At 61.5% G+C, this 17,464-nt stretch carries 9 protein-coding genes; 2 read left to right on the plus strand and 7 right to left on the minus strand.

Going from position 1 to position 17,464, the window contains the following annotated elements; all coding sequences use genetic code 11:
• Positions 1 to 55: 55 nt before the first annotated feature.
• Both IE88_RS0108620 and IE88_RS0108625 read right to left on the minus strand, forming a co-directional pair.
• The gene (locus tag IE88_RS0108620; RefSeq protein ID WP_031553066.1) at positions 56 to 2,830 is read right to left on the minus strand and encodes a BPTD_3080 family restriction endonuclease; all 2,775 of its coding nucleotides are present in this window, start codon (positions 2,828 to 2,830) and stop codon (positions 56 to 58) included.
• A gap of 3 nt (positions 2,831 to 2,833) precedes the next feature.
• Positions 2,834 to 6,037, minus strand: a complete 3,204-nt coding sequence (locus IE88_RS0108625; protein WP_031553070.1) for a site-specific DNA-methyltransferase — start codon at positions 6,035 to 6,037, stop codon at positions 2,834 to 2,836.
• 118 nt (positions 6,038 to 6,155) lie between these two features.
• Between IE88_RS0108625 and IE88_RS0108630 the strand changes: the two genes are divergently transcribed.
• Entirely contained in the window at positions 6,156 to 7,631 is a 1,476-nt protein-coding gene (locus IE88_RS0108630) for a DUF2779 domain-containing protein (RefSeq protein ID WP_031553072.1), read from the plus strand.
• A gap of 160 nt (positions 7,632 to 7,791) precedes the next feature.
• On the opposite strand, the gene IE88_RS0108635 is transcribed toward IE88_RS0108630, so the two are convergent.
• From IE88_RS0108635 to IE88_RS0108645, 3 genes are read right to left on the minus strand one after another with little or no spacing between them, the layout of a single operon-like run.
• Positions 7,792 to 8,961, minus strand: coding sequence for a patatin-like phospholipase family protein (locus IE88_RS0108635; RefSeq protein WP_031553075.1), 1,170 nt, complete (start codon positions 8,959 to 8,961; stop codon positions 7,792 to 7,794).
• The gene (locus IE88_RS0108640; RefSeq protein WP_031553078.1) at positions 8,958 to 11,195 is read right to left on the minus strand and encodes a ThiF family adenylyltransferase; all 2,238 of its coding nucleotides are present in this window, start codon (positions 11,193 to 11,195) and stop codon (positions 8,958 to 8,960) included. The genes IE88_RS0108635 and IE88_RS0108640 overlap by 4 nt, the downstream gene beginning before the upstream one ends.
• On the minus strand, positions 11,192 to 12,337 hold the full coding sequence (locus tag IE88_RS0108645) for a ComEC/Rec2 family competence protein (RefSeq protein ID WP_031553081.1): 1,146 nt from the start codon (positions 12,335 to 12,337) through the stop codon (positions 11,192 to 11,194). The genes IE88_RS0108640 and IE88_RS0108645 overlap by 4 nt, the downstream gene beginning before the upstream one ends.
• A 441-nt stretch (positions 12,338 to 12,778) precedes the next feature.
• Here IE88_RS0108645 and IE88_RS0108650 point away from each other — a divergent pair, with 441 nt between their 5' ends.
• Positions 12,779 to 13,135, plus strand: a complete 357-nt coding sequence (locus tag IE88_RS0108650; RefSeq protein ID WP_031553084.1) for a hypothetical protein — start codon at positions 12,779 to 12,781, stop codon at positions 13,133 to 13,135.
• Here the strand turns inward: IE88_RS0108650 and IE88_RS17305 are convergent, their stop codons facing one another.
• Together IE88_RS17305 and IE88_RS0108660 are read right to left on the minus strand one after the other, a co-directional pair.
• Positions 13,136 to 16,069: a conjugal transfer protein TraG N-terminal domain-containing protein gene (locus tag IE88_RS17305; protein ID WP_051881740.1), complete on the minus strand. Its 2,934-nt coding sequence runs from the start codon at positions 16,067 to 16,069 to the stop codon at positions 13,136 to 13,138. It lies immediately after the preceding gene.
• Positions 16,070 to 16,080: 11 nt separating this feature from the next.
• Positions 16,081 to 17,442, minus strand: coding sequence for a conjugal transfer protein TraH (locus IE88_RS0108660; protein WP_031553090.1), 1,362 nt, complete (start codon positions 17,440 to 17,442; stop codon positions 16,081 to 16,083).
• Positions 17,443 to 17,464 lie beyond the last annotated feature (22 nt).

Below are 17,464 nucleotides of genomic sequence, written 5' to 3' on the forward strand. Positions count from 1 at the left end.
CCGACCCCGGCCAAGCCAAGCTGTATCGCAACCCAAAGCCTCATCGCCATCGCTATTATGTATGCTTGGCGATGATTTCGCTGATCTCACTGGGCGCGAAAGCCACATCCCATGACCAGCGCCCGAAGCCGCTGGCTTGATTGACCGCTCTGACCCAAAGGTCGAGAGCATCCCGCTTCGCTTTATTCTGTGGACTGTCCTTTCCCTTGATTTCAAGGGCAAGGGTCCGCCCATTTGTCAAACGCACCAAGAAGTCGGGTAGGTACCGGCGCCGCGAGCCGCCCCACATGTAATGCACCTGAAAGCCGAGATGGTCGTTTTTCGCGAAGCTGACGACCGCGGAGTCCTTCTCGAAGAGGTTCGCGGCATACCCCTCCCAAGATGAGTCGCCAACGAGATGGCTGATATGGGATTTGACAGCCGGGAAGTTCGGTTTTGACGTGTACCACGTCCGCATATGCCCCGTCGAACCGATTGGCGCATCCTCATCGAAGACCAGGGCAAGTTTTTCCGTGTTCTGCTCGTTCACATGTCGCATCAAGTGTTGAACAACAAGATCGATGTTCAGGGCGATGAGGATGCGTCGCCTTAGGGGATCCGAATGAAAGAGCGATGGGATATCGAGAAGGTCAGAACCGAGGAACGTCTCGATGTGCCTGACCAGCTGGGAGGCGAGATAGTCCTCCGTTCCCCGGAAACTATGGCGCAACTCTGCGAAGCATTTTCGCGCCGCCTGGAAGATGAGGCGCTGTAGCCGGAACCCATCCGGCAGCTGCTCGAGATCAATGGCGGAGACCTTGCTCATATCGGTGGCGCCGCCAAGCGCAGGGGCGACGTCCGCTGAGATGGGCGTCGCCGTCGGATCGAGCGTCAACGGCGGGACCTGGCCCCAGTCGACGAGCAGCTGTGGCGTGACCACCGTTTCGATTCGGAGGATATTCGGCCATTTGATTTCGAGGTTGGCCCGTTCAGGGACCACCTCTATCTGCGTGGTCGGCTTTGGCGATGGCGGTGCGGCACCGGTATCGCTCGTTTCGGATATCGAGAGCGGAACGCCGAAAACGTTGACATACTCGGGCAGGAACAAGCCGTTATCGTCCGTGTCATAGGACACGCGCCTCAGGCCACGGCCCACCACCTGTTCGCAGAGGAGCTGGGAGGTGAACGCCCTCAGCCCCATAATGTGGGTGACGTTCTTCGCGTCCCAACCTTCTGAAAGCATCGCCACAGAGATCACGTTCTGAAGGTCCTGCCCGGCGGCCCCGCGCTTGCCGACATTGTCGATCATCTCGCGAAGGAGCTCTTCCTTCTTCAGGTTGAGGAGGTCCTTCTTTCGCGTTTCCGGGATATTCGCGGCCTCGACGATGGCCGCAAGGCGTGCCTCGTAGTCCTTGTCGGAAGTCGCGGTCTCGCCGACTTCCGCCTTGTCCAGGACCTTGGAGTCGACCCGCAAGGTACGCTCCGGCGCTTGGAGTTCAGGCCAATGCGCGTCGCCTTGGTTGAAATAGTGCTCGATGCGGGCGGCAGTTTCCGTCCGGTTACAGACGGTCAGCATCAGCGGCGGCGAGTGATGGCCTGCCTTCTCCCAATCCTCCCTATGCTGGCGCCGATCGGCTCCAAGCAGCGTGTAGGCATCCTGGACGAGCTTCGGCAGCGCTTCATGCGGCTCAGCCCCGGCGCGGTTCAGGTCTTCGGAGACCGAGGGATCGCGATAAATGTGATAGAGCTTGGATCGCAGTGTCCGCGCATCAGGTACGGCGTCGTCCCGCACAACGACACGGGGCGTCTTCACGAGACCCGCCTCAATGGCGTCGTTCAAACCGAAATCCGAGACGATCCAGTCGAACAGAGCCGTGTCCGTACTCTTCTTCCCCGTGGGGGCAAAAGGTGTCGCGGAAAGGTCAAAGCAGCGCTGGACACGCCGTGTCTTGTGGATGCGGTCGAGGCCCTCGATCCATCGGGTTGCCTCGTCGAGGTCGATCCCCTGCTCCGCTGCCTGCTTCTTGCTGATCTTCAGCTCCGGCGGCTTGCGATAGGCATGGTGCGCCTCGTCATTGATGACGATAATATCCTTATGCGGCGAAAGCTTGCCCAGGACGCGGCGGGAGTAGGCTTCATCCGACTCCGCCCCTTTCTTCACCACGGAACGGGTGACGTCCTTCAAAGGCATTAGCGTGTGCCAGTTCTCGATCAGCACCTCGGCCTGATTGAGTTTCGAGCGCAGCGCCTCGGACGGGCACATGTTGAACTCGTCGTAGTAACTCCCCTCGGTGGGGATCAGGACCTGCAAGCGCCCCTTCACCGTCAATCCGGGGGCGATGATCAGGACAGCCTTACTGAAATCCTTGTTGCGCTTCGGGTAGGTCAGCGCGTTCAGAACCTGCCAGGTGATGATCATCGCCATCACCGTAGTCTTGCCCGCGCCGGTCGCCATCTTGTTGCAGAGCCGTTGCCAGTCCCCGCCATCGGTGGGGATATGGATGCCCTGCTTGTAGGCCTCCGCCCCTTCGACCCACCAGATCAGCGTCTCGATGGCTTCGAGTTGACAGAAATAGAACGGGTACTGACGGGCATCATCATCGTGCCAGTGCTCGAGCAGCTTTCGGGTGACAATGGTAACGCCGGGATAGCCGTCGGCTCGCCACTTATCGACCCGTTCGCGGATTGTGTTGACGAGATCGAGGGTTTCCGTCCGCTTGGTGTTATTCCGGGCGTCGAAGACGTCATAGCTCGCGGGGCGCCGCTCAGGCTTGATCTCGAGCTTCCCGCCCTTGCCTTCGACCCAATGCTGCTCCGGGCACTGATAAGGAGTGTTGATGATGAGGGACATGGATCAGCCCTCGAGCGGGATGATCTTGAGCGACTCAATCCCGCGATCATCGACGATCTTCACCGCGACGCGCCTATTGTCCCCCGCCTCGAAAGGCAGCGACACTGTACCGTGGAACTGCTCCAACAGGTCTTCGTCGAGTTCCGCGCGGATGGTTTTCTTGAGGCGGTTCCAACCGGCCTTGGCATCGGCCATGGGGAAGAAGACCTGGTGCGGCATCAGGGAGCGCTGGTCATAGTCCGTGTCCAGCGACCACATGGCGATCTGCTTCTTGCCGCCGCTTTCGATCTCACCCGTCTTGGGATTGAAATAGTCGAAGCCGTGGACCTCGACTTCCCACAGATCGTCCTTGCGCTTGCGCAGCTCGACCTCGGGCTGACCCATCAGCCAGAAGCTTTCGTTGGACGCGCGCTTCTTCTTCAGGTCCTCTGTCAACAGATCGGTGTTCATCTGCACCTTGAGGAAGGTGATGCCGGGGACGTTCAGCTCGTCGATGTCCTTCGCGGCTTCGGGGTCGAAGGTGAAGGCGCAGAAGAGGATGAACTTCGGCTTCGGCATCAGGGTGTAGGCTTCGTTCAGCGCTTCCTCAACCTGGCGCTGTTCGAGGGCTGCGTGTTCAGGGCCGAAGCTGACCACCGCCCGGTCGCCGGTGTCAGCGATGGAACCCGAGGCGTGGAGATAGCGCGTGCCCGGAAGGGCTTCGAATTCCGCGAATTTGAGCATCGCGCCGCCCTTGCCTCGGACGCCGGTTTTGAGGAGTTCATCCCGCCACAGGGCCTGGCGCGAGGTTTCGCCGGACCGGGCTACGGTCACGTCGGCTTCCTCCGGTGCGAAGTTCTCGTCGAGGGAGAGGACTGTCGGTGCCGGAACCGCCTCGACGCTGAACGGGCCAGTGATCCGCAAGCGGTTCTTGTCGACCGTTGGTTTGTCGTAGAGGGTTTCCTGTTCCGCATGGTCGCTGATGGACTGGTCCATCCGCGCCTGCATTGCCTGGCGAACGGCGTGGAAGCCGTCAAAGGGTTTGCGCGCTTCCTCCGGCCACCCTTCTGGCCAGTCGAAGGGCACCTCCCATTCGTGGAGCGTTTCGCCCTTGGCGAAGCTCACGGCCTTGCCCTTGCGGACGCCCTGGGAAGGTTTGAACGGGCCGGGCGGGGATTGAGTTAGCGCGGCGTTCAGGTCCTTCAGTGCCGCTTCGATCATCGGATGGTCCTCCGTATAGATCGTGTCGATGTCTGGGTTGTTGGCAATCGACTTCAGCGTGATATGCGGCACGGTTTGGTAGTCGAAGCCGCCCTTCAGCCCCTCATGGGGATAGCGCAGGGTGTAGTAGTCGAAGCTGGCCGTCATCAGCCGCTGCTTGGCCAGCGTGATCGCCACGCGGGACGTGTCGCAGGTGATCCACCGTCGCCCCCATTTCTCGGCGACAAAGGCGGTGGTGCCGGAGCCACAGGTGGGATCGAGCACCAGATCGCCGGGATCGGTAGTCATCAGTAGGCAGCGTTCGATGACCTTCTCATTTGTCTGAACGACATAATCCTTGCTGGATGTGAACGCGCCGGTTTGGGTGTCGCCCCAGACATTCGCGAGCCCAGTATACGGAAAATCATCGATAAAGCGAACATAGCTCACAGAGTTCTGGGTTGGTGCAGCTAAACGCCACGAGCGTTCCAAGCGGCTGATCCCTAAAGCGTTGGTCTTCCAAAAACCTTTTCCGGAATGGAAGGTCACACCCTGATGCAGGATTGGAAAATCAGCGGCGTCTGACCCGCTCTGCGATTTAAGGTTATCGTGTCGATAGACCCGACTTCCTTCGGGCAGCGAATTTGGATCGGCTTTTTCCGACTTTGACATTGTCCGACGGGAGTAGTCGTCGAATTGGCAGCGTGTGTAGCGTCCGCCCACGTCGTGCTCGATGCCCCTTGGTGAAAACAGGTCGTGCGACTTTGTCTTGGCCTTGTCGCGTCCGTACCAAAGCAAGTAGTCGAAACTCTTGCCGATAAAATCCCCACCCAGACTCGAAGTCGTTCGGAACGCGATCTCGGTAATCGAATTGTCCGAACCAAACACCTCATCGAGGATGGCCCGCACTCTGTGCACATTTTCATCGGATATCTGTACGAACACCGACCCGCTCTCGGTCAGCAGCTCCCGCGCCAGAACCAGTCTGTCTCGGAGATAGGTCAGGTAGGAGTGGATCCCCAATTCCCAAGTATCGCGGAACGCCTTGATCATCTCCGGTTCCTGGGTCAGGTCCTGATCCGATCGGTCCTTCACATCCCGTTTGTTCGTGAACGGCTGAAAATTCGACCCATACTTGATCCCGTACGGAGGATCGATATAGATCATCTGGACCTTTCCGCCCATGCTCTCCTTCGTCAGGAGGGAGTTCATGACCAGGAGGGAGTCCCCCGCGACCAGACGATTCGACCACCCCTTTTCATGGGAATAGAAATCCAGCGCCTGGCGCAGAGGCAGGTTTTCGAACGGCGCGGCGAACATGTCCGCCTGCTGCCACGCATGGGCCGCACCCTTCCCTTTCAGCCGCTTGGCCGCGTTCGCAAGGATGGTCGCGGGATCCACCCGCTCATGCACATGGAGGGAGACGGTATCGACCTCAAAGCTCGTCTTCTCCGCCTTGCCCGTCCAGTTGAGATAGGGCTGCTGCAGGCGTTTGAGTTCTGACAGCGCGTCCCGCATCCGGTCCGCGTCACCGCTTTCAAGGGCATCATCGATCAGGCGCTCGATCCCTGCCCGCGCATGGTCGAAGTTCAGCACGGGGTCGAGGTGCGGGTCATAGGCCCAGCGCGTCCTCTCGCCATCCCGGTCGGTATCAGCATGGACCATGCCGACCTCCGGGTTGTTCACCCGCGTATTATCGTGGCGGTAGGACAGGACCTGCGTCGGCTCACCGGACTTTTTGGCGGGTTTCTTCTTGGTCGCCTTCTTCTTCGTGGCGGCTTTTGGCGCAGGCTCTTCGGTCGGTTCGAGCTCCAGATCCTCGACATCGGCGCGATAGACCGAGCCGCCGCGCCCCCGACCCTTTGCCAGCACGCCGTCGTCGATCAGCGCGTCGCGTGCCACCTCATAATCCTCGTCCGTCAGGTCCGGCAGTTGCTCCCTCAGCAACGCCATCAGCGCGCCATTCCCGATGGACGAGCCATCCTCGGGGATGTTCGCAAGGATCAAGTCAGTCAGCCGGTCCGTCATCTAAGATACGCCATTTTCAATCAAAACCCGGCATGAGTAACGCGAGTCATTGCCCGTGGACAGCCGAGAGTTGCCCGGTCAGGATTGGGTTGGGGAAGGAATAGGCAGGAGGGGACCTGTGCAGCTGACCAAATCGCTGATCGCGGCGTACGATCAATGTCCAAAACGGCTGTGGCTGGAGGTGAATGAGGGAGCGCCGGATCGGGACGACCCGCAGGGCGGCCTCCGCAAGGCGGAAGGCGAACGGGTCGGGGCCATCGCACGCTCGCTGTTGCCGGACGGCGTGTTGGTTCAGCCCTCCCTACCCCGCGATGAGGCGCTGGCGAAGACACAACAATGCCTCGCGTCCGACCCTCGCGTCCCGATCTTCGAGGCGGCGTTCCTGTCCGACGACACCTACGTCCGGGTCGATATTCTCGCGCCGCTCCAGGATGGTTCATGGCACCTGATTGAGGTGAAGAGCGCCACGAGCGTCAAAGATCACTACGCGCAGGATCTTGCCACGCAGGTCTATGTCGCGCGCGGAGCCGGGCTACCGATCGGGCGCGTCAGCATATGGCATATCGACAACACCTTTGTTCTCGAGACTGAGGGTCGATACGACGGGCTCTTTGCTGATCGCTCCGAGATCGACGGCATGGACGACCTGATCGAAGGGCGAGCATCCGCTATTGCTGCTGCGTTCAATCTATTGGACCGGGACGAACCGGCGCGCGACATGGGCGATCATTGTACGAGCCCCTACGATTGTCCGTTTCAGGAACGATGCGCCTCCGCCCTGCCCCCGCCACCCGAATGGGCGACCAGTCTCCTCCCGAATGTCAACGGCAAGAAAGCAGCTGCCAAGCTCGCAGAAGAGGGTTTGGATGATCTCCTGAAGGTTCCGGTTGGGCACTTCGACAATCCGGTCCTGGATCGCGTCCACCAGGCGACGGTGTCCGGCGTGCCGTTTCACGATGCCGATGCGATCAAGGCCAAGATTGCCTCCTGGCGGTATCCTCTGCACTTCCTTGACTTCGAGACCATCCAGTTCGCCGCGCCGCGTTGGATTGGCACGCGGGCCTACGCGCAGATCCCGTTCCAATTCTCGAACCACATTCTTCAGACTGACGGCACGGTCGGCCACCATGAATTTCTCGACCTCTCGGGAGAGGATCCCCGTCGCGCCTGCTCTGAGGCGCTGGTTGATAGTCTTTGCGCCCCGGAGGTCGCTACGGGGTCGGTCGTCGCCTACTCCGCAAGCTTCGAGAAGCTGTGCATCAAATCATTGGCGCTAGCGTTCAGTGACCTGAGCGACGAATTGATGGCGCTACATGACCGCGTCGTTGACCTCCTTCCGATCGTCCGGAACCACTATTATCATCGCGATCAACGTGGCAGCTGGTCGATCAAGGCCGTTCTGCCAACGGTCTGTCCGCAGCTCGGTTATGCAGACCTCGAAGTGAAAGACGGCACGAACGCTCAAGTCGCTTATATGCGGGGGGTCGAGGGTGGGCTGAGCGATTTGGAAAGATCCGCGATTGGCGATGCCTTGAAGGCCTACTGCCAAAGAGACACGCTCGCGATGGTGAAATTATTACGGGCCCTTGCGTGATGGCTGAAATGGCTCAGAGGCGGACATCAGGCTTGTGTCTACAAAGCCTCTAATGGGAAGCGTAACTGTTTAACGGCCACACCAGACCTACGGATATAGCCACCTTCGCGAGCCGGTGATCTTCCTCTGACCCAGAAAGGGCGCAGTTCGCATCCTCCGTTCAGAGCTCCGGACGATGCTCTTCAATAACCGCGTGCGTGACCTGCTCGCCGCGCCGGCTGAGGGCGTCGATGTACGCCTCGGGCATCGCGCTGAAATCCACCGGGTAGTCGGCCACATCCTCGCGCGGCACCAGATCGGCGGGCGCGAACTTCAAGCGGCTGTCCTGCTGCCCGAGATAGGGCAAAAGAAAACCACTCAACTCCCCTGAAGCCGCCATCCGGTGCAACAGATTTTGCGACAGGTTCTCCTGACGGCGGTGAACTGCCAGAAAACTGGCGCGTAGCCGCGACAAAAACGTGTACGGTATACTATCGCCCGATGCGAGCCCTTCGCCCGCATTACAACAGATGATGAAGTCGACCGAGGTCGACGGCCCGCTGACGCGGCGGTCACGACCTGGAAGGAGCGGCTGGATCCCTAAATTGTCGTAGACGCCGCCATCGGTGATCACGACCCGGTGGGCCCGTCGCTCGCCGTCCTTCAGAAAAACGAGCTCTTCATCGAGCGAGGGCAGCAACAACGGGAACGCAGCCGAAGCGGCGACCGCTTCTCCGACACTGAAATCGCGTTCGGCGACGTCCCCGTAGCGCCAGCTACGCGTCCCGAAAGACGCGTAGCGAAACGCCGACAGCGTGCGCAGCTCCGTCGCGTTGAAAACCACTGTCAAGTCCGGCCGAGCGACGTCCGCAACGCTCCGCCCGAGGAACACATTCTGTTCAAGATGCCGCACGAACGCCGTGGTGCGGCTCGCGCGCCGCCTGAAGGGCGGCGTCAGCCTAGCGACGCGCTCGCCAAAAGGGGGTTGCAAACCGACGCCGCCGAGGACGCCGTAAACGATCTGCAGAGTCCGGATCGATAATGCCGGTATGCCAGCAAATAGCATCGTCGACAGGATTCTTGGCGTCTCAGCAGACCACAACACGCTGCGCCTGATCCCGCGGACAAATCCCTTCCCCAACACTTGCCGGACACGCTGTTCGAACGTTTCAAAATCATCATCCCAATAGGCCCAGAGGGCAGCGAGGACGCTCCCGCCGGAAACCGAAGAAAGGACGCTGACGCGACCGAGCACCCCTCTGTCGTGAAGCGCGCGCAGGCAACCCAAATGGAAAGCCATCGCGCGCGCGCCGCCACCGGACAAGGCCAGCCCGATCCGAAACTCGCTCATAGTGTCACAGCCAGTTTGCGCATCTCGGCGCGGGAAAAGACAAAACATCGCAAGTCGGGCTGGGACGCCGCATGGCCGACAATGCCCATGACGCTGAAGCGCGGCGCCGCATCGGCGAGCGCCAATGTCTTGATCATCGCAGCCATATCAGTCTCGCTCGGCGATCCGGCGGACACTGGATGCGAGTGCCACATGCCGACGAACGAGGTCCGCCCCCCGCTGTCGTCTACGACCTTGGCGGCGAGTTCGTGAACCCCCTCGGTGCCGCAAACGAACCCTGATGGCGATTGGTCAGAGTCCGGCGGCGGGCCGAAGGCCTGGTCGATCCAAACCGTGTTCGCGACCTCATCGATTGCGCCGAACAACAGCCCGCCGGTTTCCACACCCGCTCCCAAGCGGCGCGCATCGCGTTTGAGGATGGCATCTATCAAAGCTTGCGCAGTCCGCGAGACGCAAATCCGAAAGCCGCTCCGACCATCCGTCTGCACGCTTGGCGGCGGGAGGAACGCCAAGATCGATCGTGACGAGGACGCGAACGGTACCGCGGCGGAGAACCCCTGGCGGTGAGGATCTTTCGAGAGAAACGCTAACGCATGCTGGAAAAGCGTCATGCTCAACCCCGCCACATCGACATAGCCGCCAGTAAAGGTTGGGTCCGAACAGCCTGGTTCAGGAAAAAACAATTCACCTGCGGCCTGTTTCGGAAAGAACTCATCACGAAACACCAGCCCCCCCGGCGAGCGCGTCAGCGCGCCGTATGCGGACCGGTCGAGCGTCAAGGGACCGCCCGGGAATTCGGCGCCGCGCACCGTCACCAGACCGCGCGTTGCCGAAGCTCCCACCACCATCGAGATCAAGGGCGGCCCGCCGGCCGACAGGCCGGCTTCCAGAGTGAAACGCACACGCGTCGACGCTGTCGCGTCGATGATGAGATCATAATCGTACCATTTGAGACCCGCCGGCGGTCCGCCTATGATCGCATCGGAAAAGCTGCGGACTTCGGTTCCAAGACCGATGCGCTCAAGTTTTCGCTGGGTGGCTAAGGCTTTGCCGTATCCCACCCATCGGTCGTCATACATCTGGCGGACGAGGAGCCCAGGCTTGACGATCCCCTTGTCCAGAAGATCGAGCTTGGCCGCGCCGGCCCGCACCACGGCTTCCGCAACGGGCCCGCCAAGCGCGCCGCAGCCCAGAAGCAAAACAGACTTGCCGCGCAGCCATGCGCTCGGGGCGCGCTTGTCGCGCGGCTCGGTCACCTCCGGCCGGACATCGAACACCCGGCACCAGACGGCCGGGGCCGACGCCACCCACTCAATGAAAGTGTCATCGGCGGTCTTCTCGTCGGTCTCGGCTCCGAGCCTTGCGACAAGATCGTCCATGAACGCGCCATCGAGTTTCCAAACGGTGAGATGGAAGCGAAGCGGCGCGCCTTCCGCTTTCCGGCGCATGGGGGCGCCGACGACCAGATACATGGGCGCCCCTTCGGCGTGGCTTCGACCATAGACCTGGATCATGGCGATGAGCGCACCGAGGCGTAGACCGCCTCCGACGAGTGCCAAGACAAGTTCGCGCGCCGTGGTCGGATATTCGAACGTGAAGACGGTCGGCATCAAAATCGCCGGCAGAGCAATCTCATTCTCTGCCGCGTCATCAGCGATGTCGCCCCAACGACGCACGGAATACCGGCCCAGCTTGTCGTAGGGGCGCTCGGCGAAGGCCGTTCCCAGCCAGACCGCACTCGAGGGCGCCCCCGGCGCGTCGGCATAAAAGACGAAGCGCTCGTCCGCGGTCTCATAAACGGCCGGCGGATGCAGCGGCAGATCGGCCGGATCGAGTTCGCCTGCAGCGGCCGCCTTTAGCCAGTCACGCCAGCGCTGAAACACGCCGAACATGCCGTCGCTCGGATTGAACTCCGCCTCGGGGGACAGATAGAGGCAGATCTGTCGGCTCCACTGAACGTGGTGGAGTTTGGCGAATCTTTTATGAGGGGTCCGAACGGTAGGTGGCGACAATGGAAAGGATGCCGGGATCAGGAATTCAACGCTTTCGCGCTGACGAAGCCGGACCCCGCCCTCTTTCCAAGCACAGCCATCCGTCCGCATCCCGACCGTGAGCGTAAGTGTCCCTCCCTCGATCGTCGGCGGATTGGCCTCGACGTCGACCGCGCCGTCAGACGCAGCCTCGATCGCTTCCATATGACCGAGCGCGAGGCGCTGCCCGCGCGACAGCGTCATCGCCCGAACCCGACCTTGTCCGTCGGCGGCTCATCACTTCCTCTCGCCTCGATGATCGCGTTGTCGACAGGATCGGTCGCCGCGACCGTAGACAGACCTTCATAGGTCAGTCCGCCTTGGGTCCCCACAACGAAAACAAGGGGCTCGCCGACGGCGCCATCTTCATGGGTGCACAGAAACCCGCCGTCTGTGATCTCTTGGTAACGCGCCTTCGCCTTAGCATGCGGAGGATTATCGCCGACTTGATTGCTCGCTGGGACCGGACGACTGCTCGCGATAATTCGCCCCCCTTCCGCCTGGGCCGCTTCCAGATCCTCGAGAATGTCGCGCTTCAGGACGAGCTTGTCGCCCTCCTTCTGATACATCGCCGATTTGCTACAATGGTGTGGCGACAGAAGCGCCGCCCAGTGAAGCTCGATTTCGTTGCCATGCGCTTTTGATTCATCGACAATGCGTCTAAGCGTCGGATAGCTGACGTCGCCGAGCAACAAGACGCCCGGCGCCTGCGGATCGCCGCCAAGCACCACCCGCATGGCAAGTGACGTTTCGTTGCGTTCGGCCGCACCATCATCTTTGAACGGGGCGTGGATGAACGCATAGAACGCATCGTTGCGGTCCTCGCCATCGATCCGCGTCACCGCGTTGCCTGGAATCGTCAGGAGCTCACGGGGAAACCCCTTGTACCTTTCCTCGTCCAGCAGCTCGTCATAACCAAAAAGCTGCACCCGATCGCCCGACCCGGGATCGCCGTCGGCCTTGATCGTGACTGCGACCCGCCGGCGCGCTTCTTCGCGGAAAGCCACAGCGTCGTCGCAGAGTTCTTCTTGATGCTCACGAAAGACACGGGGCGTGAACCAGAGCTCTCCGATCGTTACGCGCTCGAGAAGGTCGGCAAATCCGAGAATATGATCCTTGTCCGGATGTGTGAGGGCGAAAGCGGACAAATAGGGTTTGCCGTCCCGCCGCGGCAACTCGTCAACTAGGATGTCGACAATCGGTGTCGCGTCGTCGCCATCCCCCTCCGCCGCGATCATATGATGCAAGTCGACCTGCATCGTCACCGCGTCGTCGACGACAATGGTGGTGCTGTCGGCTGTGCCGACTGGCCAAAAGTAGACCCCTACTCGTTCAAAAACGCCCATGGCGGACCTCGCTGATCAAAGAACAGATAGAGAACGTATAGAGCGAGTCGCGGATGTGGCCAACCGGCGTTTTCCCAACATATGCGGGTGCGGCGATTCTCGTGCAGAGAGCAAGTCTTGACGTCGGGCGCGGAACGCAACCTTAGTCGCCCCACTCAGCGGCTCCGTCGCGCCGCGAGCGCCGCCCCCGGAGCAGTGCCTCATGATTTTGCCGTCCTCAACATAAACCCTACGCGCGAAGTCCTTGGTTTCGTCGCTAGACTTCCCCTCGCGATGCCCAACCCGACAGAGGTTTGGTACGCAGCACCGAGCGCAAAAACTAGGCATCGCTGCCGATCAGGCTGATGACCTTCAGCGTGACCGCTTTTGGATAGTCCAGACTGAGACTCGATGTGCAGGCAGGAGGTGCGTCTGGCCAGCGACTGCGCTACAATATAGTCGATGCCCCAGAATAACTTTCAACACGGCCGCCAATTCTCGACGGCGCACCAAATTGAAATCGAGCAAACGCTCGACGGCGTCTACGCATGGAATGCGAAAACCGCGAAGTTTGGAATTCTTTGGGTTTGCCTCACGCAAGGCCTTCGAATTGGATCAGCGGCCGGTGTCATCGTTTCGATCTTCGGTGCGTTCGTGTTTGCTGCGGCCTACTCCTTCGATAGCGAATGGTTTCTCTGGCTTGCAGCCGCTATCCCATTTGCCCTTGGTTACCTCTTCTTCTCCCACATCGCTTCGGCCGTTCTGCAATCGCACCGAACCGCACTGAAACTCGCCACAGAGATTGCTTCGGAGCAATAGTCACCGATCATCAAGGCGCTGTTCGCCGGTCTCGAAGTGGGAACTGGTGCCGAATGGCTGGTTGTCTGGCATCCGCTCCTCACCACGGAACGAGGTATCATCTCGCTGTCGCGCACCATCCACCGGCGCGCTTCCGGCCCCCGGAAACCGTTTCGCCTTCCGCCAGATGTTCGCTTCGTTCTCTGGCATCTCATCCGGATCCTGCCTCGCGAACTCGTCCCATTCGGCATCGCGGCTGTCCTGAACGCGCGACTGAACCGTCAGTTTGCGCAGCCGAGCGAGTTCTTCGTCATCGCCCCGCATGGCCGCAACGCTCTGCTCGTGTCGCTGGCCCGTCCAATAGGCGGTGCCTTCGATCTGCTCGGCACGAGCGGCGTCAAAGCCTACGTCGGATTGCGCGTCTGCCTGGGATCGATACTCAGCACCCGCCTGATCAATCGCCTCGAAGTCTGAGGGGTTTTCACCGGGACCCTCCGGCATGCGGAACTCGCTGAGCTCCGGCCGATCGAGAAGATGGGCGGCCTGATCCTCAATGAAGCTGCGCGCTTCGGCTTCCACCCACATCCGATCGGCGAGGTCCCCACTGGTCCAGCGACGTGCCGCCTCATTGACGCCAATGACATGTCGGTCGCCACGGTCTTGCGAAGCCATGTGGTTGAGAAAGGCATTGTCCCAATTCGCGGTGAAGCCGGAGCCTTCGCGTTCGATATGGCTTGCGAGGTTTCGGGCGGCATCGGACCGGGCCTGGTAGTGTTCGAGGTCTCTGCTGGCGGTCTGTGATTCCTGGAGGTTCGCGGCGAAGGCCTCACGCCAGGCATTGGTCTCCTGCCCGCTTTCCGAGGACGAGCCCCGTTCGAAAGTTGAGACCACATCATCGTATGTGTCCTGACTGCCATCGGTGCGGACGGCTTCCCGCGCGGCCTCGTAGATTTCCGAACGGCGTGCTTCCCAGGCGGCGGAGGCCTTTCCGCCCGCTTCGACCTTGGCGGAGCCCAAAAGCGGCACGCTCACCCCCTTGCTGGCGGAGGCCGCGATATAGGCCTCCATGGCCATGCGCGTGTCCTTGCCCTCGGCGAAGCGCTCGGCGAACCGGCTGGCATTGGTGAGGAGCTTGCTGGCGGATTCCGCCATGCGAGTGTCCTGACCATAACCGGTCACGTCCTCGAAACTTCGGCCCTCGCTCATCTGCCAGGTGAGGTCGGCGACATTGTGGGCGAGTGCCGTGCGGGCCTCGCTCGACCGGTTGGCGGCGGCATCACGCTGTTCGAGGGACCAGCTTGCCTCCGATTGCAGCGCCGTCGAGAGACCGCCCTGATAGTCGACATGGGTCGCGCCGCGGGAGATGGCGCCCATGCCATCATAGACCCGCGCCGCGCCAGCAGTCGTCCGCATACGGCCGCCTTCGGGGGTGTTCCAGCTCCCCTCGCCGGTATCGACGAAGCTCGACGTCGCCATCCGGTTCCCGTCCACGGAGTTGAACCGGTGGGTGTCGAAGCTCGTATTGCCGAGGCTCATATTGCCGGTGGAGGTCTCGCGGGCGGCGGACTGGGCTGCCATCTGCGCTGGGTGCAGAAAGCTCTGGCTGAGCCCGGCAAACGCCATCGCGCCGCGGCCGAGCGCGCCGGCGGCGAAGGGCACCATCAGGGTCATGTAGCCCGCGATCATGGCGATGTCGGAATGGACGGTCTCGATCCCCGTCTGGGTGACCAGCGTAATGGCCTCCCCCGAGGTCGGCGTGTAGGCGGCGCCGGCCGACCGAAAACCTGCCGTGCCCATCATGATCCGATGGAGGATCACATAGATCGGCCCCCAGGCCATCAGGGTGACGAAGCCGCCGACATAGCCCCTCAAGAACCGCTCGCCGATCGACGGTAGCAGGAAGATCGGGAAGAGGACCGGGAAGAGGCCGTAGAAGAGCGCTTCGGCCACGGTCCGGAAGAGCGGCACGAAGCGTTCGGCGAGGCGTGAGCCCTGCCGGATGGCGTGCGCCATCTCGCTCTCCATGCGCGCCTGGCCATAGGCATCGAGCAGTGCGTCGGCACCAAGCTCCGCCCCCTGATCGCGCACCGCCTTGTCGATGAGATTGCCAAGGGTCGCCTGACGAATCTGGTCCGAGGCCGACCGGGCAGAGCCAAGGAAGAAGTCATGGGCTTCGGCGAGGGAGCCGAGAATCAGCGCCTGCGCCGCTGCCTCGGTGAGGTTGGGCGCCACCTGCTTGCCGTAGATCTGCGCGATCCGGTTCGCCTCCCCCGCCCAAAGGCCGTCGAGGGTCGTCGCCGCCTCATCGCAGGATTTGACTTCGGTGGCGCCGGGGCCGGTGACATATTCATAGAAGCGGGCGAGGTTCGGCGGCTGCGTCACGGTGATAAAGGTCCAGAGATCGTCCGTCTCCCGAAGATCGGTCACTGAATAGCGGTGCTCGAGAAGGTCATAGAAAACGCAGGTCCGGATGAAGCCCGAAAGGTTCTGACCGAAGGTGGCGTCGGTCACCCGGAAGGACATCGAATCCTTGAAGAGCTTCGATCCGTAGATGAAGCCGTTCTCCTGATATTCGAGGTCGGTGGGGAGCACGAAAGCGGTCTCGGTCACTTCCGTGAAGCGGTCGCCGACGGTGGTGGTGAGGCTGGCAATAAGCGCAAGGCCGAGCGGCACATTGGCCACGGTCGCGCCCGGCAGGCCGGGGTCGAACCGGTCCGCGATCTGCACCTCCACCTTAGGAACCAGAAGGCAGAGATAGATGATCAGGCTGGTGACGAACCAGCGGATGGTCGTCCAGAAATTGAGCGAGAAGGCCGTCTGGAAGAGGACGAAGAGAAGGCCGAGGACGAGGGACAGCCTGAGGGCCGAGGCGAAGGCGCCCATGCCGACGACGGCCGCAACGGCGTTGAACATGTCGCGGATGAACTCGCCGCCGCCATAGGTGATGACCTCCATCCGCCCCTCCCCTAATAGCTCGCGTTCCGCGAGAACTGATAGGCGTCAGCAAGATCCTTGGAGAGCCGCCCGGCGAGCTGGCGCTCGATCGCCTGGGTCCGCGCGATCACCTGTTCGATGACCTCGACGCGGGCATTGTTCTCGAGCTGATACTGGACCAGGAATTCGCGCTGGCGGGTCAGCTGCTCCTTCCACGCGACCACGCTGTCCCTTGCACCGGACGTCGCCGTCGAGCCCGCCTCCCCCAGCATCTCGGCGTAGCCTTCGAAGAGTCCGTAAAGGAGATCGATGGCGATGATCTCCGCATAGGACTGAATGGTCTGATCGGCGAAGACACCTTCATAGGCAGCGTGCACGTTGATCATCTTGTAAACCGGCAGGCTCGTCACATTGAGAAAGGCCTGCTCATCCGCCGTGAGGGCCGTCCGGGTCCGGACCTTGCCCATGATGTCGGCCAGCATCTGGCTGACCCGGGCCCTGAGCCCGTCGCCGGGAGCGATGGTGACACTGCCGCCGGTCGTCGGCGCGAGGCAGCGATCCTCCGGGTCCGTTTCGCATTCATAAATATCGATGGTGCCGCCATCGAGGAAGGCCGAAATCACTCCAGGGTCGAGCATCTTGGAGGGCAAGAACTGGTAGCTTTGGACCGCATCGTCATCGGCGCCGGCGGTCAGGATCTCCGTGCCCGACAAGGTCATCAGGAACTGCATCAGTTCCCGGTCGCCGGAGATCACGGGGTGCTTCTTCAGCGCATCCCAGGCGATGTTGATGTTCTGGGGGATGGACGCCTTTTCCTCGGCGCTCGCGCCGGCGAGCACGTTTGACCGTTCGCCTTCCGAGCCGCAGCCATGGCGAGCGGCGACCCAGTCGGGATAGAGGCCTCGGCGTGATGCTGACGCCTCACAGATGACTCTGCTCGCCTGGTCCGATTGCGGCCAGACAGCCGCGACGGCCAGCTGCCCGCTTTCACAGGAATTGATCGCCATCTGATTGATCCGTTGGGCGACGGACTGAAGCTCGCCCACCTTCTCCGCGATCACGGGACTGATGGTCTCGAGCGCCACCTGGAAGGCGAAGCTCGCCGCATTGTTCGCGACGGACTTCATGAAGGCGACGAGTTCGGCGGAGTTCACATAGGAGAAGCCGCCGCCATAGATGTCGATGCCGCCGCACCCGGCCCGGTAGCCTGGCATCTGGATATTGACCGGCGAGAGGCTGCGCTGGGGTGTCCGCACATAGACATTACCGAAGGTATAGTAGCCTGCCCGTTGGCCTTCGAAGCTCGACGGCCCGGTGACGTTCGCCGCGACCCCAAGATCGTTCCAGAACTGGTTCATCTCCGCATTGACGTCGGCGGCGGCGATCGTCGGCATAGAAAGGCCATATACAAGCGAA

Source organism: Parvularcula oceani, from assembly GCF_000733125.1.
Lineage (GTDB): Bacteria > Pseudomonadota > Alphaproteobacteria > Caulobacterales > Parvularculaceae > Parvularcula > Parvularcula oceani.